The sequence below is a fragment of the Planococcus sp. ANT_H30 genome (assembly GCF_008369335.1).
GTDB lineage: Bacteria > Bacillota > Bacilli > Bacillales_A > Planococcaceae > Planococcus > Planococcus kocurii.
On sequence record NZ_VOBJ01000008.1, the window covers coordinates 26,262 to 48,043 of the forward strand.

At 40.7% G+C, this 21,782-nt stretch carries 20 protein-coding genes and 2 pseudogenes; 12 read left to right on the forward strand and 10 right to left on the reverse strand.

Annotated features, from left to right (window positions below):
- Positions 1-118: 118 nt before the first annotated feature.
- Positions 119-1,042, reverse strand: coding sequence for a cytochrome c oxidase assembly factor CtaG (gene ctaG, locus FQ085_RS14505; RefSeq protein WP_149456932.1), 924 nt, complete (start codon positions 1,040-1,042; stop codon positions 119-121).
- Positions 1,043-1,213: 171 nt separating this feature from the next.
- Between ctaG and FQ085_RS14510 the strand changes: the two are divergent.
- The 4 genes and pseudogenes from FQ085_RS14510 (at position 1,214) to copZ (ending at position 3,881) form a co-directional block, all read left to right on the forward strand.
- Positions 1,214-1,869, forward strand: a pseudogene (locus FQ085_RS14510) (LuxR C-terminal-related transcriptional regulator).
- A 426-nt stretch (positions 1,870-2,295) separates the two neighbouring features.
- Positions 2,296-2,418: a metal-sensitive transcriptional regulator gene (locus FQ085_RS18355; RefSeq protein WP_262499811.1), complete on the forward strand. Its 123-nt coding sequence runs from the start codon at positions 2,296-2,298 to the stop codon at positions 2,416-2,418.
- A 199-nt stretch (positions 2,419-2,617) separates the two neighbouring features.
- Entirely contained in the window at positions 2,618-3,622 is a 1,005-nt protein-coding gene (gene gap, locus FQ085_RS14520; RefSeq protein ID WP_149456933.1) for a type I glyceraldehyde-3-phosphate dehydrogenase, read from the forward strand.
- Between the two features lie 52 nt (positions 3,623-3,674).
- Positions 3,675-3,881: a copper chaperone CopZ gene (gene copZ / locus FQ085_RS14525; protein ID WP_101802113.1), complete on the forward strand. Its 207-nt coding sequence runs from the start codon at positions 3,675-3,677 to the stop codon at positions 3,879-3,881.
- Positions 3,882-4,321: 440 nt separating this feature from the next.
- Here copZ and FQ085_RS14530 read toward each other — a convergent pair whose 3' ends face one another.
- The 3 genes from FQ085_RS14530 to FQ085_RS14540 form a co-directional block, all read right to left on the reverse strand.
- On the reverse strand, positions 4,322-5,038 hold the full coding sequence (locus FQ085_RS14530; RefSeq protein ID WP_149456934.1) for a hypothetical protein: 717 nt from the start codon (positions 5,036-5,038) through the stop codon (positions 4,322-4,324).
- Between the two features lie 24 nt (positions 5,039-5,062).
- Complete coding sequence (locus tag FQ085_RS14535) at positions 5,063-6,502, reverse strand: MATE family efflux transporter (RefSeq protein WP_142830107.1); 1,440 nt, start codon at positions 6,500-6,502, stop codon at positions 5,063-5,065.
- Between the two features lie 315 nt (positions 6,503-6,817).
- On the reverse strand, positions 6,818-8,311 hold the full coding sequence (locus FQ085_RS14540; RefSeq protein WP_149456935.1) for a multicopper oxidase family protein: 1,494 nt from the start codon (positions 8,309-8,311) through the stop codon (positions 6,818-6,820).
- A gap of 1,085 nt (positions 8,312-9,396) precedes the next feature.
- Between FQ085_RS14540 and FQ085_RS18360 the strand changes: the two genes are divergently transcribed.
- Complete coding sequence (locus FQ085_RS18360) at positions 9,397-9,969, forward strand: YncE family protein (protein ID WP_262499812.1); 573 nt, start codon at positions 9,397-9,399, stop codon at positions 9,967-9,969.
- Between the two features lie 68 nt (positions 9,970-10,037).
- Positions 10,038-10,466 carry a YncE family protein gene (locus FQ085_RS18365; RefSeq protein WP_262499820.1) on the forward strand — a complete coding sequence of 143 codons (429 nt, stop codon included), beginning with the start codon at positions 10,038-10,040 and terminating at the stop codon, positions 10,464-10,466.
- Positions 10,467-10,978: 512 nt separating this feature from the next.
- Here FQ085_RS18365 and FQ085_RS14550 read toward each other — a convergent pair.
- Positions 10,979-11,359: a hypothetical protein gene (locus FQ085_RS14550; RefSeq protein ID WP_149456936.1), complete on the reverse strand. Its 381-nt coding sequence runs from the start codon at positions 11,357-11,359 to the stop codon at positions 10,979-10,981.
- A 445-nt stretch (positions 11,360-11,804) separates the two neighbouring features.
- Here FQ085_RS14550 and FQ085_RS18145 point away from each other — a divergent pair, with 445 nt between their 5' ends.
- Entirely contained in the window at positions 11,805-11,966 is a 162-nt protein-coding gene (locus tag FQ085_RS18145; RefSeq protein ID WP_188074758.1) for a hypothetical protein, read from the forward strand.
- On the opposite strand, the gene FQ085_RS18490 is transcribed toward FQ085_RS18145, so the two are convergent.
- Positions 11,961-12,125 (reverse strand): NlpC/P60 family protein, encoded by a 165-nt coding sequence (locus FQ085_RS18490; protein ID WP_366522838.1) that lies wholly within the window; start codon positions 12,123-12,125, stop codon positions 11,961-11,963. The genes FQ085_RS18145 and FQ085_RS18490 overlap by 6 nt on opposite strands.
- A pseudogene (locus FQ085_RS18495) lies at positions 12,080-12,226 on the reverse strand (NlpC/P60 family protein); the annotation flags it as partial. The gene FQ085_RS18490 and the pseudogene FQ085_RS18495, both read right to left, overlap by 46 nt.
- Positions 12,227-12,844: 618 nt before the next feature.
- On the opposite strand from FQ085_RS18495, the gene FQ085_RS14565 reads away from it, so the two are divergent.
- Genes FQ085_RS14565 through ccsB form a run of 4 tightly spaced genes read left to right on the forward strand, consistent with a single transcriptional unit; the run spans position 12,845 to position 16,966 of the window.
- Positions 12,845-13,552 carry a cytochrome c biogenesis CcdA family protein gene (locus FQ085_RS14565; RefSeq protein WP_149456938.1) on the forward strand — a complete coding sequence of 236 codons (708 nt, stop codon included), beginning with the start codon at positions 12,845-12,847 and terminating at the stop codon, positions 13,550-13,552.
- A 43-nt stretch (positions 13,553-13,595) separates the two neighbouring features.
- Positions 13,596-14,132, forward strand: a complete 537-nt coding sequence (gene resA, locus FQ085_RS14570) for a thiol-disulfide oxidoreductase ResA (RefSeq protein ID WP_149456939.1) — start codon at positions 13,596-13,598, stop codon at positions 14,130-14,132.
- A 12-nt stretch (positions 14,133-14,144) separates the two neighbouring features.
- The gene (resB, locus tag FQ085_RS14575; RefSeq protein WP_149456940.1) at positions 14,145-15,785 is read left to right on the forward strand and encodes a cytochrome c biogenesis protein ResB; all 1,641 of its coding nucleotides are present in this window, start codon (positions 14,145-14,147) and stop codon (positions 15,783-15,785) included.
- Positions 15,782-16,966 carry a c-type cytochrome biogenesis protein CcsB gene (ccsB, locus tag FQ085_RS14580; protein WP_149456941.1) on the forward strand — a complete coding sequence of 395 codons (1,185 nt, stop codon included), beginning with the start codon at positions 15,782-15,784 and terminating at the stop codon, positions 16,964-16,966. The genes resB and ccsB overlap by 4 nt, the downstream gene beginning before the upstream one ends.
- Positions 16,967-17,678: 712 nt before the next feature.
- Here ccsB and FQ085_RS14585 read toward each other — a convergent pair.
- The 3 genes from FQ085_RS14585 to FQ085_RS14595 form a co-directional block, all read right to left on the reverse strand.
- Positions 17,679-18,341: a class I SAM-dependent methyltransferase gene (locus tag FQ085_RS14585; RefSeq protein ID WP_149456942.1), complete on the reverse strand. Its 663-nt coding sequence runs from the start codon at positions 18,339-18,341 to the stop codon at positions 17,679-17,681.
- A gap of 28 nt (positions 18,342-18,369) precedes the next feature.
- Positions 18,370-19,821 carry a UDP-N-acetylmuramoyl-L-alanyl-D-glutamate--2,6-diaminopimelate ligase gene (locus tag FQ085_RS14590; protein ID WP_149456943.1) on the reverse strand — a complete coding sequence of 484 codons (1,452 nt, stop codon included), beginning with the start codon at positions 19,819-19,821 and terminating at the stop codon, positions 18,370-18,372.
- A 220-nt stretch (positions 19,822-20,041) separates the two neighbouring features.
- Positions 20,042-20,650 (reverse strand): YdhK family protein, encoded by a 609-nt coding sequence (locus tag FQ085_RS14595; RefSeq protein WP_149456944.1) that lies wholly within the window; start codon positions 20,648-20,650, stop codon positions 20,042-20,044.
- Between the two features lie 215 nt (positions 20,651-20,865).
- On the opposite strand from FQ085_RS14595, the gene FQ085_RS14600 reads away from it, so the two are divergent.
- A complete protein-coding gene (locus tag FQ085_RS14600) occupies positions 20,866-21,771 on the forward strand; it encodes a F510_1955 family glycosylhydrolase (protein ID WP_149456945.1) in 906 nt (301 codons plus the stop codon).
- The last annotated feature ends 11 nt before the right edge of the window (positions 21,772-21,782 follow it).

Below are 21,782 nucleotides of genomic sequence, written 5' to 3' on the forward strand. Positions count from 1 at the left end.
GGAAATCAGTTCATGATAAGTGTACCATTTCGAAGGTGTTTTATATTGCCCCATTTTTTTGTGTTAATTTAGTAGGCTATAGCGGTAAATTCATTCTCTTTAATCCCTTTTTCTTGCTTCAACCATTATGTCGGTGATAAGCCATCTCTTTTCGGTCCTTTAAAACTTGGGCGGTAATTTCATCGGCATTTTCGTTTTCATTGCGCAGCCATTCATAAAATGCCAGCCATATAAACACGGTAAAAACCAACTCTTGTATAATCTTCATCGTAATGCCACCGGTCCGCTGATCTTCAATTAAGGACATAGAAGAAAACAACTCGGGACCAGACAAATTCAACTGGGATAAAGTACCGATTGGTACGCATAAAGTCATTGCCTGCAGCCATAAATCTGCATCGCTGTATGTTGCATAAAATGGTGAATCACTGAAGATGATCAATGCACACGCCGGTGTCATCAAAACGCTTAAGCCGAAAAGGAAGCCGAGTTTTTTCAGTCCATGGAATTTGTGCATGCCTTCCAATTTGTTGACCAACGGCCACCAATAGAAAATCGCCAGTATGAAAAGTGTCCCGTTCATTAACGAATGGAGCAATATGTCCTGTTTTACAAAATCGAATACCAGGGGCAAATGGTATACCGAAAAGAAAATCCCGAACAATAATAACGCGAGCATCGGTTTTGTGAAGAACAGAAATAGCGGTTTGATAATCGGCAAATCGATAAACCATCTCCACAGCCACGTTGGAATCCCCATAATCAATAGGGGGGGTACCAGAAGCAGTAACAGCGCCATCTGAACCATGTGCATCGTGAACATGATGTGGCCGAGCAGATCAATCGGTGAGCCTTTTATAACATATAACAAAACCATCCCTGAAACGAACAGCAGAGCTTCTTTCTGATGTAAAGGTTCACTGTCTTTAAATTTCCCCCGCCATTTGATTGTGATGAAAAAATAAAAGACCGTGATCAAGATAAGGACTCCTAAGTAAGACGGACTCCATAAAGCCTGAAATCCGAAAATACTGATTGGCATGCCAAACATACCTCCTTTTCCTCAAGTATCCTCATTATAAAGCGGAAACAACGGTATATCAATGAACGAATCATGACGTTTCCAGCGGAGACCTGTTTTTATAAGTAATGCTTTGATTCCTTCTTTTTATTTCTTTCTATAATAATCTTCAAAAAATTGGTCTATTAATCGTTGATTCTCCCCTTTTTTTGTGAAGGCCTAAAGCGAGTTTTGGAAATGGATATGGATTTACGAATTGTAGCTGAAGGAAAGAATGGGATGGAACTTCTTCCGTTATATAAGCAGTATCGGTCTGATGCTGTACTAATCGAGGTAAATCTTCCACGTAAAAACGGAATTGAGGCCATGCAGGAACTTCTTCAGCAATTTCCGTTTTCAAAAGTGCTCATTTTTTCAATCGTTGATGATTTTTCGTGCGTTTCTCAAGCGATCAAGGGAAGAGCCTCGGGTTATCTGCTGAAGGAAATGGATTCTGCTTCAATAGCCAGTGCCATTAAAACGGTTGTCAATGGCGGCTTTTACTTGCACCCAAAGGTCACAAAGGACTTTTTCGCTGAGTTTAATAAGCTGGTCATAAAGGAGAACCTAGGTACTTTACTTCAAACAGAGGTCAGGGGCGTCCGTATCATTTACTCACGGCCCGGGAATCAGCGATTTTGCAGCTGCTGGCAGATGGTCACAGCAATCGATCCTTAGGCGGAGTGTTGGAAATCAGCGAAAAGACGGTTAAGAATTCTGTTTCTGCTATTTTACGAAAGATGGAGCTTCATGATCGAACACAAGCTGTTGTAACAGCTTTAAAGAATGGCTGGGTAGAACTGAAGTAACCTCTTAATTTTTTATCTAAGCTGGCGGGAATCTCTTTTTTACAGTTTATTTGTAAACTTTACATATGAGGGATTATCGGAAGGATAGAAGCGATAGAATTAGCTTCTTTCCTTCCTTTTTTTCGTTTAAGTGTACTTTTACGAATGCTTCAGTGTATATAATAATTATATCCAAAGATATTTTAAAAGAGAGATTCAGTTGAAGAAGACAAGACAGAAACTTTATCTTAGTCTTTTATAAAAATAGAAGTTATACTTATGACCAAATCACACTAAGGGTATGGTATAAGAATATTATATACGTTAGTGAATCATCTGGATAAATTCTTATGTAATCAGCCAAGTATACTTAGAACAAAAAGTGAAAAGCAATAAATCCTTAATCCTTTAAAATGAGTAGAAGGTCAAGCCCATGATATCCAAAGAATGTTTGATGAAGATTGTAATTATGTGAATATATTAATTCAAATTAATGCTATTCAAGCTGGACTAAAAAATGTAGGGTTTTCGACAATAGAACGCCCTATCAAGCGCTGGGTGGATAAGTAACGCTATTCAATCAAAGATAGATAATAAAACGATTGAGGAATTAATGTATGGAATAAAGGAGTTTTCGAAGTAGGGATAGAAAGATAACAAATGAAAAATGTACAACATTCGTTATAACGGAAACGACTTGTGCTGCCTGTTTATTCGAGTTAAAATTGTCTGAAAATAACTAAGTTTCTATATTAGAGGAGGAAAATAAATGACTACAAGATTAGCTATTAATGGGTTTGGACGTGTAGGAAGAACAACATTAAGAAGATTATTAGATACAAATTCAGATCTGGAACTAGTTGCTGTGAATGATTTAGCTAATATTGAAAACTTAGCTTATTTATTAGAATTTGATACAACTTATGGGCGATTAAAGCAGGATGTTCAGGTACATGAAAATGTCTTGGTTGTTGGTGAGAAGGAAGTTAAATTCTACCAAGAAGCTGATGCAAAGGATCTCCCATGGAATGAGTTGCAAATTGATATCGTGTTAGAAGCAACCGGTATTTATAAAACGGCTGATAAGGCTCAGGCACATCTTGACGCAGGTGCTAAAAGAGTAATTATAACTGCTCCAGCAGATCAGGAAACGAAGATGATCGTTTACGGTGTTAATGAGGGCATTGTTACAAAAGACGACATGATCATTTCTTCAGCTTCTTGTACAACTAATGATTTAGCTCCAGTTGCGAAAGTATTACATGATAACTTTGGAATTGTAACTGGTTATATGACTACAATTAAAGCCTATACACCTTCGCAAAAATTACATGATAGCCCTAATAAGGATATGAGACGCGGACGGGCAGGGGCGATGAATGCAATTCCGACTTCTACTGGAGCAGCAAAAGCTGTCGGAAGAGTCATTCCTGAATTAACCGGAATTATTGACGGAACGGCAGTGAGAGTACCACTTTTAGGTGGGGCAATAGTGGAGTTTTATACAAACTTAGAAAGAAAAGTAACAATTGAAGAAGTGAATGAAGCCATGAAAGAAGCTGCGAGTCCCTCGTTTGAATACTCTGAAAAGCTAATTGTGTCCTCAGACGTTGTTGGAACCTCAGCCGGAGGTATTTTTGATGCCACATTAACTGATATCGTTGAAAATGGGGATAAGCAGCTTGTTAAAACTGTTTCTTGGTACGACAGCGAATATGGATTTGTATCTAATCTGGTTCGTTTGACTGAACATTTTGCTCAAGTCATTAAATAAATGTCAATTGAAATAGCCGGTTTTAAATCTTCAAAAAGGGAGGTGAGAAAACATGCAAACCAAAACTTTAGATGTTAGGGGAATGACTTGTGGCCACTGCAAAATATCAGTAGAAGGCGCGCTAAAAGGTTTAGAAGGAGTATCTGCTGCAGAGGTAGATCTAAACTCTGGTAAAGTGGAAGTTACCTATGACGAATCAAAAGTTTCCTCAGAGAATATGAAAGAAGCTGTTGAGGAACAAGGCTATGACGTAGCATAAAAATAGATGATATAAGTGAGTTTCCTATATTGAAAGCTCGGTTTTTTTGAAATTTGCTTATTTGAGGTGGACGCCATCCAAACATCACCATCTGGTATGCCGGTTAGCAAAAGAGACCTCACTATCCGGTACGTTTCGCCTGCCTAGTTCCGTGACATTTAGGTTTCGATTTGCAATCTATTTGTGATTTGGTAAATTTCCATAATTTCCGCATTTGTATAGTTGCCGTTGCGCTTCATCTGGATGACATTGGATTTCTTTCTCAGGATAGAGTTGTTTCAGTACCCTTTTTTGCCCCCTTTTTGAAGCCATACAGAAAAACGCCTTGCATAGAATTTTGGTATTTTCATACCTTTTTTCAATGCAAGGCGTTTTTTAGTTTATGTTTTTAGGTTAATGTCCAAAGTGATACCGAATTAATTTATGCTCTTTCTTGCAAGTTAATTTCTATCAGCGACTTTCATGACAAATGGAAAAGCGAGAACGCCCGCGTCTGAGAATTTGAATTCAACCCATAGTTTATAAAAACCAGGTGAAGGGAACTGAGCTTCAAATACGGGTTTGTCTTCTGATACTGGATGGACGTGGATAAATTTTTCTCCTTGTTCATCCAGCACAACTACATGGCCTAATGCCCCTAAGTAAGGCAAAGGAGTTTCGCCGTTTAAATCAAAAGATAGAGCAGCTGATTTTCCGGCAGTCAGCTTTGGATGGTGAAACGTAACGGTTTTACCCTCGACATCTTTTGTAGCACTATCCCTTTCCGCAAGCATCTCCCAATCGATGCTTGGGGTGTCAGTAACCTTGCCGACTGTTATCGTAATTGGCTCGATAACATAAGTCATTCTTACAGGATTGATATCCGCGAAAGCAAGGTAACTTCCCGGAGGCAGTTCCAACACCACTTCGAAATCTCCAGAAGCATTTTCGATGGGGTGGACATGTAAAAAAGTTTCTAAATCTGCACTGGTAATAACCAGGTGCATTCTTTTTTCGTGAGTTTCAGTTAAAGCTACAGCATTGTTTTCTTTATCACGAACTTTAATCGTCACTATCCCGTAGTTATAAGTGATATTTATTTGGACTTCGGGAAGTTTTTCATCCATATCATGATATTTACGATTTTTGTGATGTTCATTGTGATGTTCATGTTCCAAAAGAAACTCCTCCTTTTTTCTCCATTAGTAGTTGTTTGCATTTGTAGACATGTTTTCTTTAGTTGTTTGTGGATGGCATTGTGCCTCAGGTTCTGGTGCTTTCTCCAGTGCCATCCATCTCCCGCGACTGAATTGAATCACTAACACTACTGCACGAAAAGCAATATCAATGCCTATCGCCATCCACACGCCAGCCAAACCCCAGCCCAACTGTATTCCTAACAGGTATACAAGCAGTGTGCGGATGGCCCACATACCAAAAGCGGTCAGATACATAGGAAATTTTGTGTTGTTCGCCCCTTGAAATGCCCCGGTCAAGACCATGAGTACTGCAAGAAATGGTTGAAAAACACCCGATATTTTTAAAGCTGTTCCGATATCATTGATCACTTCGGGGTCTTCTGTAAAGAAAGTGGCGGCCCATTCTCCAAAGAAGAACAAGACTCCCCCCAATAACGTCATACATACTACCGTGAACTGAGTGGAAAGCTTCGCATACTTTTTGGCTTCTTCCAGATTGCCGGCACCAATCTGCTGGCCAACCAAAATCGTTGCCGCGGTAGCAAAGCCATATCCGATCATGTAAGAGAATACTTCAACATTTCCGGCAATTTGATGAGCCGCAAAGGCATTGGTTCCAAGTGCGACGACGAAGCCGAAATAGACAATCTGTCCGGCCCGCATGACCAATCGTTCACCTGCTGCAGGAGCGCCAAGAGTAGAGAGTTCCATTAGATGTTGTTTGTCTGGCTTCCAATATTCTTTTCTGAATGCCAGCACTTTTTCTTTGTTGATGTAATAGAAAAGGGCTAAAGTGCCAATCAAACGGGAAATTACCGTAGCTATGGCAGCCCCGGCAATTCCGAGTTCCGGAATGAACAAGAAACCGAATATCAACACATAATCAAGCAAAGCATTGATGCCGTTAATAACTATACTGATCTTCATAGGCGTTTTAGTATCACCGGCTCCACGCAGAATTGCACTCATTACAAACATTAAAGACATGATGACAGAAGGGATTCCGACAATCCGGAAATACTGCGCCCCCAACTCCAGGACTTCATCTTCAATGCCCATGAGCCGAAGCAGCGGCTCTGCAAAGAACCACGTAGCGAGACCGGTGAGAATTCCAAAAAGAACAGCTAGAATAATGGACTGCTGGGAAATGTGCCTGGCTTTTTCTGGTTGGTTCGCACCCAGAAAGTTAGCAATTCGAACATTGGCTGCAACACCGATTGCCATAAAAAGGGCGAAGTAAACCGCAAGGACCGCATTCGTGATTCCGACTGCTGACACGGCTGCCAAACTAAGGTGAGAAACAAAGTACGTATCTACGAAACCCAGCAATGTTTGAAAGAAGTTCTCTATTACAGCGGGTATAGCTAAAATGGCAATTATCTTCAGTCGTTCTCTGTCTGTCTTAGGTTGAAGAGGTTGGTGGGTCAGCAACTGCTCTTTCATCGATTTTCTCCTTCCCGGAACTCCTGCTTACAAAACAAAAGCACACGTAAAGTGTGCTATGTTCCAAGCGTTAAGAATTCTAAGATGTCGTGTTACAGCTTACAAAACCTTTTCAGAATGAAGTAAGTTGGAAACCTTTTATAGAAAGTGATTTTTTTACTTTCATCACAACAATTCTTGTTTCACTGCTGTAGAGGTGATTTAAAACTGTAAACTTAAAGTCGACTATTCATTCCTAAGGTGCTTGAAATATTCCAGCACTTTTGCTGCTCATCAGGAGTGCATAAAGGGGCGATTTCAGCTTCTTTTTCTTTGCTAGTACACTTCAACTTGCCCCATCATGCCATTATCTTCATGTTCCAAGATATGGCAATGAAAAACGAAAATACCTTCTTCAGGGAATGTGACAAGTAATTTCACCCTTTCACCAGGCTCGACCAACACGCTATCTTTTAACCCTTGTTCATTCGGTTGCGTTTCCTTGCCATCACGGGAAATAATTTTGAATTGAGTGCCGTGAATATGGAAGGGGTGGATCATTCCGCCCATCATATCAGGTTTATTATAAATTTCCCATACTTCTGTAACGCCTTTTTCCTGGCGCAAATCAATGCGGTCCGGATCAAATTTCTTCCCGTTGATCGTCACCATATCCATCATTCCAAACAACTCAATTTCCTTCGTGACAGGCATCGCTTTTTCCTGTTCGCTCAGGAATGGCTCATCAGCTGTCCACTTTTCGGTTGAATCAACGGGAGAACCATCGAGAGCTACATCAAACGGTAGTAATTCTGCGCCTTCATCATTGATAATGGCGAGGGACTCCTCATCAGTCATTGATGAAAAGTCGATAAGAATTTCAGCGCGCTCCGAAGCTGCTAGTGTCAACGTTTCGATTTCAACAGGTTCATCCAGCAAGCTCCCATCAGAAGCGATTTGAGTGAAGCTGGCGCCGTTGCTCAAGCGGAATGTGTAATTTCGCGCATTAGCTCCGTTCAAAAGCCGAAAGCGCATGACGGGTTTGGTGACAGTCAGTTTGGGATTAACGGTTCCATTGACGATGGAGGTATCGCCTAAGGTTCCGTCAACGTCCATAAGACTGTCGTAGTTCAATTGCTTGTTTTCATCAAACAAGCGGTCCTGGAAAATGAGGGGGATATCATCAACTCCGTACTCATTAGGAAGCTCTGACTCAGAGCCAGAGGCCTCATCAATGAGCAGCATCCCGGAAAGGCCTTTGAAAACTTGTTCGGCTGTCGAGCCATGAACATGAGGATGGTACCAAAGGGTGGCGGCCGGCTGATCCGCTTCTAAAGTGATGATTTGGCTGTCACCGGGCTGAATTTCACCGCGTGGACCGCCATCTATTTCACCAGGAACTTCAAGACCGTGCCAATGGAATGTTGTCGGCTCATCCAATTCATTTGTGATTTTGACATTTACACGTTCGCCTTCTTCCAACCTAAGCGTGGGACCAAGCAGATTGCCGTTATACCCATAGGTGTCAGTCGAGACGCCCTCGAAAAATTCAGTGGCACCTTCTTGGGCGGTGACTTCATAATCGAATTCTTGACCTTGCTTCTTTTCCAACACAGGGGGAATAGGCAGCTCGTTTATTCCCTCAGAGGATTCGAGGGACGGAACATTGCCATGGTCCATCGCACCTTCTTGATTCATGCCGCCCATGCTCTGACCATCCATATTTCCATTGTTCATCGGTGACTCCTGTGATTGTTTAGAACTTTCATTGGCGCTGCAGCCGATTAAGATGAAACTGAGGGCGAATGAACCTAAAATAATTTTTCTCATTTCTGTAATTTCCTTTCATTGCAACTTTTTTTAATTGAGTCTTCAAAATTTGTTTGCAGGAAGCCCGTCAGTTGAAGTCCTCTGCGTTTCTTGTAGAGGACTTCAAATAAATTACTTTCTTTCACTTGTCAGGCTCATGTACGGATACTGCTGCCATTTAGGATTCAACCAAGCTCGCGCAGAGCTGACTGAGATGTTCAACGAAGTTAGTAGATACGATACATACAAAAAAGGATTTATCTATTTTCACGTAAATCTTGACTCTCTCAACATTTTTTGTTCGATAATCGGGTGAGAGATTTAAAGTTTTATTGCTCATCCTCCATTCTATGAGTTTACTAATGTACTATACGCGCAAGTTGTGCAAAAAGTATGGAGAAATGAGTGGGGAGAATATATTTATCAATCGAGAAAGCATCAAGAATGATATTCAAAAAAGTATGAGTATTATATACAAAATCATGAGGCGATGGAAAAATAGGCAAAATTATTTCGATATGATCGCTTATTGAGCAACTATAAAATAACTCAAGCAGGAGGGAAGAGAAGAAGTTAAACTAGAGCTTTTTAACTTCCTTTTTGTTTGTTACGAATGCTTCAAATAACGTTGCTTTTACTCTTCTTTTTGGAATCTTGCCAGAAAAATGTAGAGTTACAATGTTAGGGGAATTTAATGTGAAAAAGCCAGAATCCACTGGCTATAGAATCCGGCTTTCATGAGGTACATTATCTTTTTCCAGTTCCCTTTGCTTACGATAAAATGCTGCTTGACTGACCTCTGTAATCGCACATATTTCCTTTACGGTACTCCGAATTTAAGTTCAAATATGCAGATAAAGAGTATTAAAATGCTTTTTAATTTCAGAAAACCAGCTAATTAAAGGTCGATTTTCCATGAATTTATGATTATATCTGGTGTCAGGCTATTTCTAATAGGAGTGGGTTTTAAAATTACAAAACAATATTTAGTCCAGTCTAATATATTTGGTGATAATAAAAAAGTCCGCAGTTTCTGGTTATTTACTTGGTAGAGTTATATCTATACGGAAGTAATATATATCTTAGGAATTAGGAGGAATAAAGAAATGAAAAAATATTCCGGGTTACTATTATCCATTATTTTGTTACTTATATTCGTTATCGCAGGATGCAGTAATACAAAAGAAGAAGGTTCAAAAACAGTGAAGGACGAGACTGATGATGTGACTGATTCCGCAGCAAGTGAGGATGATCGCTTTATTTTCACAGCAAATGAAGGAGGAAGTATTTCTAAAATAAGTGTCGAACAGCAAAAATTAGTCGAAACATTCGAGATAGACGGGGCTGTCCATAATATTCAAGTGTCACCTGATGGAAAAGTCGTTGGAGCAGTGGTCGTTCCGGATATGAGTGATGGACATGGCGAGTTAATGGAAATGAAGGGAAAAGCAATCTTTTTTAATCCTGAAACTAATGAGATGATAGAAGAAGTGGAAGTGGGTAATCACCCTGCTCATATAGTATTTACAGAAGATGGGAAATATGTATTAGTGACAAATAATGAGGACAATACGGTTTCGGTCATTGATGCGAAAGACTATTCAATTATTGAAACCATTTCAACTGGAAAGGGTCCACACGGTTTCCGAATTTCTACGATAGTAAAATTGCTTATGTAGCAAACATGGGAGAAGATAGCGTTAGCGTAATAGACCTTCAAAGCTTCAAAGAGAAGGAAAAAATTCAAGTGGGTACGGCTCCAGCTACAACCGGAGTTACTTCTGATGGAAATACGTTGATAGCTACCATAAACAAAGATAATGCACTTGCTATTATTGATTTGAAATCGGGCGAAATCAATAAAGTAGACGTCGGAAATGGTCCGGTACAGGTTTACATAGAGCCTAACAATCAATTCGCTTACGTTGCCAACCAAGGAACGGAGGATAATCCCGATAATTCTGTAACAAAAGTTGATTTGAAATCGAAAAAGATTAGTGCGACAATCGATACAGGTGAAGGTTCACATGGAATCGTAACAAGTACTGACAGTAAATTCACATATGTTACAAATCTGTTTGAGGATACAGTCAGTGTGATTGACAATGAACAAAATAAAACGATAAAAACAATAAAAGTAGGTAAAAAGCCGAATGGTATCAGTATAATGCCATAAAATCTACTTCTAAATCAGACCCTAAGAACAGTTTTTCATAACTGTTCTTTTTTTCTGCTATATTCAAAGATTCGGCAAACTTATTGATTAAAATCAATATTCATTCAAGTTATATGAGGTGGAAATAGTGAAATCTTATTTCCCTTTCGGCTTAAAGTAGAATGGGAATTATCCATTGCCATAGATATTTTTGTTGTTGTTTTAGCTCCAAACATTTGAGCAATGTCTACTTAAGGGTTTCTCACTACTCAGTAGAATTTCCGGTTTCCATTACCATATTTGATTGTTCACTTCTTCGCCTGTCTAAGCTGTATAGTCAATCGTTTATAAAGAGAGAAGCTTTATCCGAGTTTATCAAAGAAAACAGAAGTAACGATTGGGACGCTACTTCTGCTTTTATAACTCCAGTGATAGATTTTATGACCTAGTTATGTCTATTGGACATTCTGTTTACCGAAAAGCGAATGTAATTCCGTTTCGATTAATAGAAGATGCAGTTGCTGAGTTGGTATCTACATAAAAAACAATCTTAGAGCTGCCCAGCTTACTAAAAAGAACCCACTTGATAGGGCTACGAGGTATCCTATAAACAATTTGCTCTCTTTATTCTGCATCTGTTTGTATTCCTTATAAGTGATTTCTCCTTTAGCATAACTTAATCCAATTTCATTTGGTTCAATAGCGAAGCGCATGCCTTTGCTGTCTTCTAAGATTACTTTGCTAACTAAAGGAAGGTCTTTTTTGGCCAAAATGTCTTCTAAAGGTTGATTCTGGAACACTAGATTTTCTGTTCCAACAAATTCCATTCCGATAGACTTGTAGATAGAATTGTTTCTGATTTTTTCACTCATGATATAAGCTTGACGTTCAATTTCATTATTGGAAATGCACATGCTTTCGACCTCCTCATTCGTATATTTTAGTAAAAGGTAAAGATATTCTTACTTAAAATGTTTAGATGGGAAATCATCAAATTTATCCGTTGACTCGGCTCTATACTAAAATTTTTCATCTCGTGAAGATCAAATTGTAGCTATGTCTTTCTGATTTCTGTAATCACTTTAGTTTTACCACGATTCACGTTGCTTATCAATTCGAGGTGTTTGAAAAAGAGCATAAAATAACTTATGTAAATAAATAGAGAAATTCCTGTAAATGCTCGGTTTGCATATCGCCACTTATTGAAAAGAAGGGTATCGGTAGTGGCCCCTTAAAGTTCGAGGTTTATTTATGTAGTTAATTGGCTAGCATGAGGTTGGCCTATACTATTTAACCACTGGCGATAGTAGTCGGAGTAACTGCTGAATTCTATAATCCGTTGGAAGGTGCTTGTTGAAAATGACAGCCTGGCAAAAGAAATCAGCGGGAAACGGCTGCAATCGTGCATTCCTTAGAAAAAGAGAGCACACAAAAAAGGCCAACGCCGTTGTTTCCGGTGTTGGCCTTTTGAAATTATTATTAGAAGCTTCTGAAGCTGTGGAATTTAGATTTCCATTATGAATTGTTCAAACCGACAATTTCAGCTTTCGATTCACCAGAGTGGACGAACTGGTTGTTGCCGATGTAGATTCCAGCATCCGAAATTCTTGGACGGCACGTGTTCGTAAAGAAGATCAAGTCTCCTGGCTTTGGGATGATAATTGTTTTGTTTCTGAGAATATAGGAAGGGTTGTGCGTGAAATTGATTGGCCAGTTTTATTGTATACGCACTGGAGAAAACCACTGCAGTCGAATCCAACTAGTGTCATACTGCTCCACTTGTACGGTGTTCCTTGAAGGGATAATCCAGTAGAAACGGCTTAAGAATCGATTGATGATGAACTATTAATTGTTTGAAAAAATAAAAAATTCATTTGTGAAACTTTAGACAAATTTCAAACAGGAATTTTTACTAATAGTAATAACTGCACATTTTCTTCAAATGTTTAAGGTATATTCATTTGTTGTAGTCAGGGTTTAAGGCGAGAAATTAAAGTGGGTTTCTTACTACAAGGAGGATTGAATATTATCACCGCGAGTATCCATAATAATAACCCCTAGGAATTCTCAAATGCATCCCTAATATAATAAAAGGATAAACAGAAAGGCTCTAAGACCACAATGACTAATAAAAAGAAGAAGCATCTCCTTTTGAGAAGTTTCAATTTGCTAGTTCTTGTAGGTGCTTTTATTTTTTACTGTCTACAAAGAGATTGTGGAGGGCAGAATTTAAAAGTTGAAGATACATATCTGATTCTACATTAGTTAGTTTTTATGGAGAAAGTAGCAAGTTAATACATATCACCTGCCTATAGTCTGCTGTTCTCTTTTTTCAAAGAAGAGGAAGATGCAATGGGTTAGGCGTGAAAAAGTAAATTCATCAAAAAGGAGATTTTTTTATGGCAGAAGTAAGTTTATTGCTGGCGTTCGGTGCCGGGCTGTTATCGTTCCTCTCGCCTTGTGCGCTTCCGTTATATCCGGCTTTTCTGTCCTATGTTACCGGTGTATCCGTCAATGAGCTGAAAACGGGAAAAGGGGCAATGAAAAAGAGTGCCCTGATTCATACGATCCTGTTTTTGGTCGGGTTTTCCATCATCTTTCTGGCGCTAGGGTTGTCGACCTCGTTCATCGGCGCGCTCTTTTTTGAGAACGCAGACCTGCTGCGTCAGCTGGGAGCCATCTTGATGGTGTTTTTCGGCTTAGTGCTGACAGGCGTCTTGAAATTCGACTTCCTGCTTTCAGATAAAAAAGTTCACTTTCAGAAACGGCCGTCGGGCTATACCGGTTCCGTGGTAATCGGGCTAGGTTTTGCAGCTGGATGGACGCCTTGTACAGGACCGATTCTGGCCGGCGTTATGGCGATGGGAATAGCCGATCCAAGCCGCGGGCTCTTGTATATGCTGTTCTACGTCCTGGGCTTTGCCATTCCGTTTTTACTGATGTCGTTCTTCATTGAGAAAATGACCTTCCTGAAGAAGCGGAGTGCCCAGTTCATGTCAGTGGGTGGGGGCTTGATGGTGCTTATGGGCCTCATGCTGTACTTCGACATGATGACAGACATTATCGCGTTTCTCTCGCAGTTTACTGGTGGATTTACCGGATTCTGACGGTATAGCTTGATTAGATGAAAAAGAAAGGAATGAATGTGGCATGGCAAGAAAGAAGAAGAACCGGTTTTTCGTGAGGACAGCCATTTTACTAGTCCTCGTCGGAGCAGTTGTTTTTACACTCTATAACAACGCAAATAAGGAGAACAGGGAAATGCTCCAAGTTGGAGATCCAGCACCGGACTTTAAATTAACAGATTTGAACGGAGAAGAGCATCAACTGTCTGACTACAAGGGACAAGGGGTATTTGTCAACTTCTGGGGGACTTGGTGCAAACCGTGCGAAAAGGAATTTCCACTGATGGAAAGACAGTATCAGGTTTATAAGGACCAAGGAGTCCAAATTTTGGCAGTCAATATCGCCCAGTCGGATTACGAAGTGAGGCAATATGCGGAACAACGCGATTTGACGTTCCCGATTGTCATTGATAAAACCAAGAGCGTCATGGAAGCTTATAACATCATCCCGCTGCCGACAACCCTGCTGGTGAACGCCGAGGGCAACATCGTTAAAATCATCACTGGCGAAATGTCGGAGGAAGACATCAAAAGCTACATGGAACAAATCAAACCAGTGTAAGGAGATTTATTGATGGAGAAAACACAATGTAAATGCGGGTATGTGAACCCGCCAGGAACCAACCTTTGTGAAACCTGTGGGCGGTCATTAACTGAGAAAGAACAAAATAAACTACTTGCCGACATGCGATATGAAGGGGTAGCAAGACGATCACAGACATATAATAAATCAATTATTGATAAAGTTTGGAACTTCTTTTCCAGTGTCAAAGTCGGAGTTGGGCTAATCGTAGTAATTTTGATAGCGGCAGCGATAGGCACAATCCTGCCCCAGCACATGTATGTACCGGCAACTGGCGAAACCGCCATTAAAGCTTATTACTCAGATGTGTATGGCAGCATCGGCCGTGTTTATCACTTTTTAGGATTCCATGACATGTACAGTTCAGTTTGGTTTATCGTTTTGGTCGGCATGCTTGCGATTTCGTTGATTATTGCCAGCCTGGATCGCTTTGTGCCCCTTTACCGATCATTGAAAAGCCAGCGGGTACTGCGTCATCCCAGCTTTATGAATAAGCAGCGCATCTATGGGCAGGGTCCTGGAGCTGACGATACGTTGCATAAAGCCGAAGCCAAATTGAAGGAATTAAAGTACAAAGTCCGAATGGATAAAAACGGGCTTTTGGCGGAAAAAGGACGATTCTCCAGATGGGGACCGTATGTCAATCATATCGGTTTGATTATTTTCCTCTCTGGTGTCATGTTAAGGATGATTCCCGGGTTTTATGTTGATGAAACACTGTGGCTTCGTGAAGGCGAGACGAGGGCTATTCCCGAAGCCCCAGGCTATTCCTTGGAAAATTTGAAATTTAAGGTAGAAACTTATAACGGCGAAGGAGAAGATGCAAGATTCAGTGAAGCAATTGATCGTGTAGGAACAGTCGTAAAAAATTACCAGACTGATGTTGTGCTGTATCAGCAGCCTGAAGGCAGCTTACCAGGAGCAACGGAGAACTTGGAATTTGTAAAAGAGTATCCATTGCGTGTGAATCAGCCATTAAAGTTTGATGGTTATGCCATGTATCAGATGGATTACAAATTGGATGAACTTAAAACAATGACGTTCGCGTTGACAGACCAACAAACAGAGGAATCGCTGGGAGAATTGACCATTGATTTGATTAATCCCGATGAAAGGTATGAATTGAAGAACGGGTCGACAGTGGAGTTGCTGGGCTATTACCCGAATTTCTCCGGTTTTGAAAATGGAGAACCACAAACGGCAAGCCCACTCCCAGACAATCCGGGTTTTCTTGTTGAGATGACCACACCGACAACACCGAAAGGGGAAACCAGTTTCATTACAATTCAAAATACTATCGAGCCTTTCGGCGACAATCAATATAAATTGACCTTTCAAAGCGCTGAAACACGCAATGTATCCGGTCTGACTGTCCGAAAAGACCGAACCTTACCAATCCTGGGTCTTGGAGGATTTATTTTTATGATAGGGGTGGCGCAAGGGATGTACTTTAACCACCGTCTTTTTTGGTTGCAGCAAACCGACAACGGTGACATCCTGCTTGCGGGACATACCAACAAAAACTGGTACAGTTTGAAGAAAGATCTCGATCAAGTTTCTGAATATGCATTACTTCCTGCTTTTACAGACCAGCAGGAAGACATGGAAAAGGAAGGTAAACCGCAATCATGACATTAACCGCTATCAGCTCAAATTTACTGTACACGGCGTTCATTGCGTATCTAATTGCCACATTCGTGTTTGGAGGGGCCGTCAAAGGGAACAAAAAAGGAACATTCGACTCGGAACAGCGGTGGGGGAAAGCCGCAATTGCCATTACTATTTTTGGTTTCCTTGCAAATCTAGGTTATTTTTTCACCCGATGGACAGTATCCGGGCATGCACCGCTGAGTAATATGTTTGAATTCACGACAGCGTTTGGCATGACGCTGGTCGGAGGATTTATCCTTATCTACTTCCTCTATAAGACAGCAGTGTTGGGGATGGTCGTCCTGCCAGTCGCCTTACTGATTATTGCGTATGCCAGTATGTTTCCGAAAGAAATCAGTCCACTGATTCCCGCACTTCAAACGAACTGGCTGACGATTCATGTCAGCACAGTCGTAATTGCGGAAGGGATATTGGCCATAAGTGCAGCAGCCGGATTAATTTACTTGTTAAAAGTTGTAGACTTGACTAAAAAATCAAAGCAACGGTTTTGGCTGGAGACCATTCTGTATACACTAGTGCTGGTTCTTGGTTTTATCATTTCTAGTTCCTATTTTGCCTTGACGAACTATGAAGCCAATTTTCAGTATGTTAACAAAGACGGACAAGAAGCTTCCGTCACGTATAATATGCCGCCGGTTTTCGGCATGAATGAGTCCGTTCCCGCGACAGAGGAAACCCTAACCCCGTTCATGGAAACCCCGCCGCTGATTGACGCCAGAAAACTGACGACGATCACCTGGTCGTTGTTGGTTGGAACTGTTTTATATGTGTTGATACGCGTGGTTACCCGTCGGTGGATTTCCCAGCTCCTTCAGCCCATGATGAGAAATGTCAGCACCCAATTGATGGACGAAATCAATTACCGAGCCGTTATCATCGGCTTTCCGCTATTCACGTTAGGGGCACTCGTTTTCGCTATGATATGGGCCCAAATTACCTGGTCCCGTTTCTGGGGCTGGGATCCGAAAGAAGTATGGGCATTGATTACGTGGCTCTTCTATGCGGCTTATCTTCACTTGCGACTTGGAAAAGGCTGGCAAGGAGAAAAATCAGCATGGCTGGGTGTAATTGGCTTTGCGATTATTATGTTTAACTTAATTGTCGTTAATCTGATTATTGCGGGATTGCATTCGTACGCGTAAGAAAATTTTTTTCTAGAAATAAAAAGGAACAAAATGGTTAGGACTGTTTTGTTAATCAATATGGCAGTGGTAAAATTTCTTACCGCTACATTGCCTTCTCTTAAAACTCTCTGAATTACTAAAACCTTGGATAGTGTCAGTTACAGGTGAAATCTTATTTTATATACGATTTATTAGTAACAGGAGCCTATTTACGTAATACATTCGATGAAGAAAAAGGACTCCATGTAAAAGGGAATAATATTAGTAGGCATTTTTTTATTCATGGTGAAGTTAAGATCATTGTTCACCATAAAAATCGTTTTTTAAAATAATCAAAAACTGTTTAGAAATGAGGCGACTTGGAATCTTTCCTGTCGTTTCATTTTTATTCTGAGAAACTTTAATCTCTTGTTGAAGCATATATCTTTATGAAGTTCATGTAAGTAACCGGTTCTGAATGCTAATGAGTTAACGGTATTCAACACTGAAAGCTGAGAAAAGAAGAAAATTTACAGAACATAATATTGGTTTTTCAACTTCTTCAATAAAGTTTTTAGAGTTTAACAGTAATCTCATACGCAAAACGGTAAAGGAAAAACTATTAGTAAGACTAACTTTAGTATCTAATTTTTCAACTTTTATAAACTGTTTATTCAGGTAATTAGAAACTACAATTACACTACTTTACATGTTATTCAATTAAAAGAAAGTTCGCAAATATCGCAACAATTCACGGTTTAAAAGCTCTGTATGTCCTCAACGTTCCAAGAATGGTTGAAAATTGCCCTGTTTCTTCAATTGCCGCAAATTCGGTTTCTTTCAACAAATCCGGAATGATGCCTTTGACATGTGGTGAAGTGGTTTTAAATCCATCCAAGATTTGGACAGGAAGAAAGGCAGCGCGCATCATCCCATTTTGCGGTTTCTCAAAATCAAGAAGATGGAACTGGCCGCCCGATTTGAGTACCCGACGAACTTCTTCAAACGTTTCCTTCTTCTTCTCCAGTGTCAGATGGTGGATGAACAAACTGGTAAAGACATGATGAAACAGGTTAGTCGAAAAGGGGAGCTGATCCGAAAAACCTTCCTCAAAAAGGATTGAATTAGCCCGGTTTTCTTTCATTTTACTATTCGCGATGGCTAGGATTTCCGGATCGGCATCGACACCAATCACTTGTATACCCGGTTGGGATTGCTGAAGTAAAAGGGCAAGCGTCCCAGTGCCGCAAGCCAAATCCATTACTTGTTCACCAGGTTGAAGGGAAGCTTGGTTGACCAGCTTCATTTTCATCTTTTTTTCTTGCATGCCCCATTCAATTAACGGATCATAGAAGCGAGTCAGCCAATGATATTTGAGTGCCGGTATATAGGCTTTCTTTTGGGGCATCTTCATGGAAGTCGCCTCCTCTTTTTAGGTGGGTTTATTCGAATTCGATTACCAAATCAACCGTTTCTCGGTCAGTGGTTGTCGGCAATTGGTAGGATTGCTGATATTTCTCATGTCCTTTGCCGGTGATCACAATCCAATCACCTTCTCTGCTTTCATCGATCGCTTTCTGAATGGCGAGTGTACGGTCTGGAATGATGTTTCCTTTAAGATTGCCGTAGCCCTCATTTAATTGATTTAAGGCTTTCACCATAGTGCTTTGAGAAACCGTATTCAGGTCATCCAACGTCAAAATGTACTGGTCACTCAATTCAGCGGCTAAAGACACCATGGCGCTTCGCTTGCTGGGGTCTCGATCACCTCGAAAGCCGAAAATATGGATGATTCTTTGGGCGCCCTGCAGTTTCGCAGTCTTCAAGCAGTAAGAAATGGCATCCGGGGTATGGGCATAGTCCACAACAACAATCGAGCCATTGGCTAGTCTGGTGATTTCAAATCGGCCTTCCACCCCCTGAAAAAGCGGAATGGAATTCAAGAGCTTTTCTTTAGGAATACCCAACAGTCTTGAAGTTCCATATGCCATTATAGTATTGTACATATTGTGTATTCCATCTATCGCGGAGTTTATTTGATACGTTTCGTTCTGTTCTTTCACAATAATAGAATTGGTCAGTGAATTGAATTGGACAACGCTTAAACTGTAATCAGCGGATTTGCCTATCACATACACCGATTTCCCATCCCTTCGCAGGATCTCCAAGAGCTTTCGCCCCCACGCATTGTCCCCATTCACCACTGCGGTTCCACGTTCTTTCAACTGATTGAACATCAATAACTTCGTCTGGAAGTACTCCTCCATGGAACCGTGATAATCCAAGTGTTCATGATGAAGATTAGTAAACAGGCCGTAATCAAATTCAATCCCTTCCAAACGGTATTGGGCTAATCCGTGAGAAGAAACTTCCATAATAATGACATCATCCTCACTGATAGATAACAGTTGATGCAGAGCTAGTGAATTTGGCGTGGTGTTGGCAGTTTTTATTTTTTTTCCATTGATTATGTTTTGGATGGTTCCGATAACGGAACAAGATATCCCGTTGCTTTCTAAAAAGTGCTGCAGCATATAGCTTGTGGTCGTTTTCCCGTTGGTTCCTGTAATGCCAATCATCACTTTCTGGTTAGATGGGTGGCCATAGAAGTTCCTCGCCATCCTGCCAAGGGTTTTGCGGCTATTTGCAACTTGGAGATAAGGGACGGATAAACCGGTGATAGCCTGTTCCCCGATGACAATTACAGCCCCTTTTTCAACTGCCTGTTCAATATACAGATGGCCATCACTTTCAAAACCTTCAATGGCGATAAATGCAAACCCTTCTTCCACTACCTTGGAGTTGTCGGCAATACCTTGGATGTCTAATTCTAAAGTTCTGGAATCTAATCGGGTGACCAGATCGAGTTCATGCAAAAGTTGACTTGTTTTCATTGATTGGGTAACCTCTCTCAAACAATTTAAATTCGATTCATTCTATATGATGGATGTTGAGAAAATGTGCAGAATTCGAACCGATAAGCTTAACAAGAAAAACTTAATTTTCTTGTAACAAAACTGAAACTCATCGAGTTTCAGTGGAAATAAAAACCTACTTCCTCATTTCAATAAAAAACCCGAGATCTTGTAGACAAGATCTCAGGCTTTATCGCTTTTATTTACCTGACAATTCACTTTCGGTTACCCATTTGTGATTGGTAACCGGTTCCCCGCCAGTCGTAGGTGTGAAATCGACCATATAGACGGTTGTGTCCTCGATTGAATCAATGGTAGCCGTTGCGCCGTCCATGCCCTCCATGTGATCAGCGGCTATTGTTGCTTCATCGCCCGGTTTCAAGGTTAGGTCTCCCGGATTTTCAAGTTCCTCGTGAATCACCCATTTGTGGTTTTCAACTGGTTCCCCGCCGGTAGTCGGCGTATAGGTCAAAGCATAAGCCGTTGTATCATAAGCGCCGACAATCGTGGCTTCGGCCCCTTTCATTCCTTCCATATGATCCGTTTCAATGATGGCCTGACTTCCGACTTCATAAGTTGGATTTTCTGCCTCTGCTAGATCCTCAGGAACTTCACCTGAGCTGGAGTGGTTCATCCCTCCCATATCCATATCTTCATCAGAATCCATATTCATGTCTTCACTAGAATCCATTTCCATTTGTTCGTCGTTTTCAGCCGGATTCATTCCTTCGTCGTTACTATTGCAAGCAGCTAGCGTAAATGCAGCTAAGAGCGACATCGTTCCCATCATAAACTTCTTTTTTATCATCGTTTATCCCTCTTTCTTTTATAATCTCTTTTTACTTTACCCAATAAGTATGCAAATCCAGTGCAGGAATGATGACATTTAGTTGTATAAAGAGTTAAATAGCTAAAAAGGTTAGAAGAATCTGCACAGAAAGTCGAAACTTTTTAGGTAAACTTAAAGATAATCGATTGGAATAGGATAAAATAAATTGAGCAAGAAAGTGGAGGAAATAAAAAATGATTAAAAAGAAATTTGCGTTGATTACGGTAATGGCTGGATTCTTTATAACGGGATGCACCAATAGTGGCGATGAAGCGTTTGAAGTTCCGTTTGAGGGTGAATTGAGCCATGTTCATGGAATAGGCTACGCTGGAAATGATAATGGGCTGTATTTTGCCTCTCACAGCGGCCTAAAGATTTATCGGGAAGGTGATTGGTTTGAAACATCGGATAATTTCCATGATTACATGGGATTTAATGCAGTAGACGAAGGGTTTTATACTTCGGGACATCCAAGTGCTGATTCTGATTTGCCCAATCCACTTGGAATTCAGCGCAGTTTGGATGGAGGAAGATCCTTGGAGCGTATCGCGTTTGAAGGAGAAACCGATTATCATGCCATGGCCGTCGGATATAATAGCCATGACATTTTTCTGTTGAATCCAGCGAAAAATTCCCAATTGGAAACGGGTTTCCATAAAAGCACGGACGAAGGAAAAACTTGGGAGGCAGTGAATGCTGCAGGATTGGAGGGTGAAGTTTCTGCGTTGGCTCTTCATCCAACCGATTCCAGCTTAGTTGCCGCAGCTACTTCTACTGGGATCTATGTATCGGAAGATGGAGGAGAAAACTTTGAACTCGTGACTCAGGAAAGCGAGCGGGGGACAGCTGTTTTCTTCGATGAAGATTCGCTGTTTTTTGCAAGCTATGGTACTGGCCCGTCATTGATGAAATATACGGTGGAAACTCAAGAAGAAGAGATGCTAAACTTACCGGAGCTCACAGGAGACGGAATAGTTTTTATCTTCCAAAATCCAAATAACAACGAAGAACTTGCACTTTATACTTTGCAAGGACAAGCCTTTTTATCAGAAGATGCTACAAAGACCTGGCTTCCACTGCTTGAAGAAGGAAATGTCTAATAATAGGGTGA

Coding starts and splice junctions, on each gene's coding strand:
- ctaG (WP_149456932.1), bottom strand. CDS start 1,042: ATGCCAATCAGTATTTTCGGATTTCAGGCTTTATGGAGTCCGTCTTAC.
- FQ085_RS18355 (WP_262499811.1), top strand. CDS start 2,296: ATGTTTGATGAAGATTGTAATTATGTGAATATATTAATTCAAATTAAT.
- gap (WP_149456933.1), top strand. CDS start 2,618: ATGACTACAAGATTAGCTATTAATGGGTTTGGACGTGTAGGAAGAACA.
- copZ (WP_101802113.1), top strand. CDS start 3,675: ATGCAAACCAAAACTTTAGATGTTAGGGGAATGACTTGTGGCCACTGC.
- FQ085_RS14535 (WP_142830107.1), bottom strand. CDS start 6,502: ATGAAAGAGCAGTTGCTGACCCACCAACCTCTTCAACCTAAGACAGAC.
- FQ085_RS14540 (WP_149456935.1), bottom strand. CDS start 8,311: ATGAGAAAAATTATTTTAGGTTCATTCGCCCTCAGTTTCATCTTAATC.
- FQ085_RS18360 (WP_262499812.1), top strand. CDS start 9,397: ATGAAAAAATATTCCGGGTTACTATTATCCATTATTTTGTTACTTATA.
- FQ085_RS14550 (WP_149456936.1), bottom strand. CDS start 11,359: ATGTGCATTTCCAATAATGAAATTGAACGTCAAGCTTATATCATGAGT.
- FQ085_RS18145 (WP_188074758.1), top strand. CDS start 11,805: ATGACAGCCTGGCAAAAGAAATCAGCGGGAAACGGCTGCAATCGTGCA.
- FQ085_RS14565 (WP_149456938.1), top strand. CDS start 12,845: ATGGCAGAAGTAAGTTTATTGCTGGCGTTCGGTGCCGGGCTGTTATCG.
- resA (WP_149456939.1), top strand. CDS start 13,596: ATGGCAAGAAAGAAGAAGAACCGGTTTTTCGTGAGGACAGCCATTTTA.
- resB (WP_149456940.1), top strand. CDS start 14,145: ATGGAGAAAACACAATGTAAATGCGGGTATGTGAACCCGCCAGGAACC.
- ccsB (WP_149456941.1), top strand. CDS start 15,782: ATGACATTAACCGCTATCAGCTCAAATTTACTGTACACGGCGTTCATT.
- FQ085_RS14585 (WP_149456942.1), bottom strand. CDS start 18,341: ATGAAGATGCCCCAAAAGAAAGCCTATATACCGGCACTCAAATATCAT.
- FQ085_RS14590 (WP_149456943.1), bottom strand. CDS start 19,821: ATGAAAACAAGTCAACTTTTGCATGAACTCGATCTGGTCACCCGATTA.
- FQ085_RS14595 (WP_149456944.1), bottom strand. CDS start 20,650: ATGATAAAAAAGAAGTTTATGATGGGAACGATGTCGCTCTTAGCTGCA.
- FQ085_RS14600 (WP_149456945.1), top strand. CDS start 20,866: ATGATTAAAAAGAAATTTGCGTTGATTACGGTAATGGCTGGATTCTTT.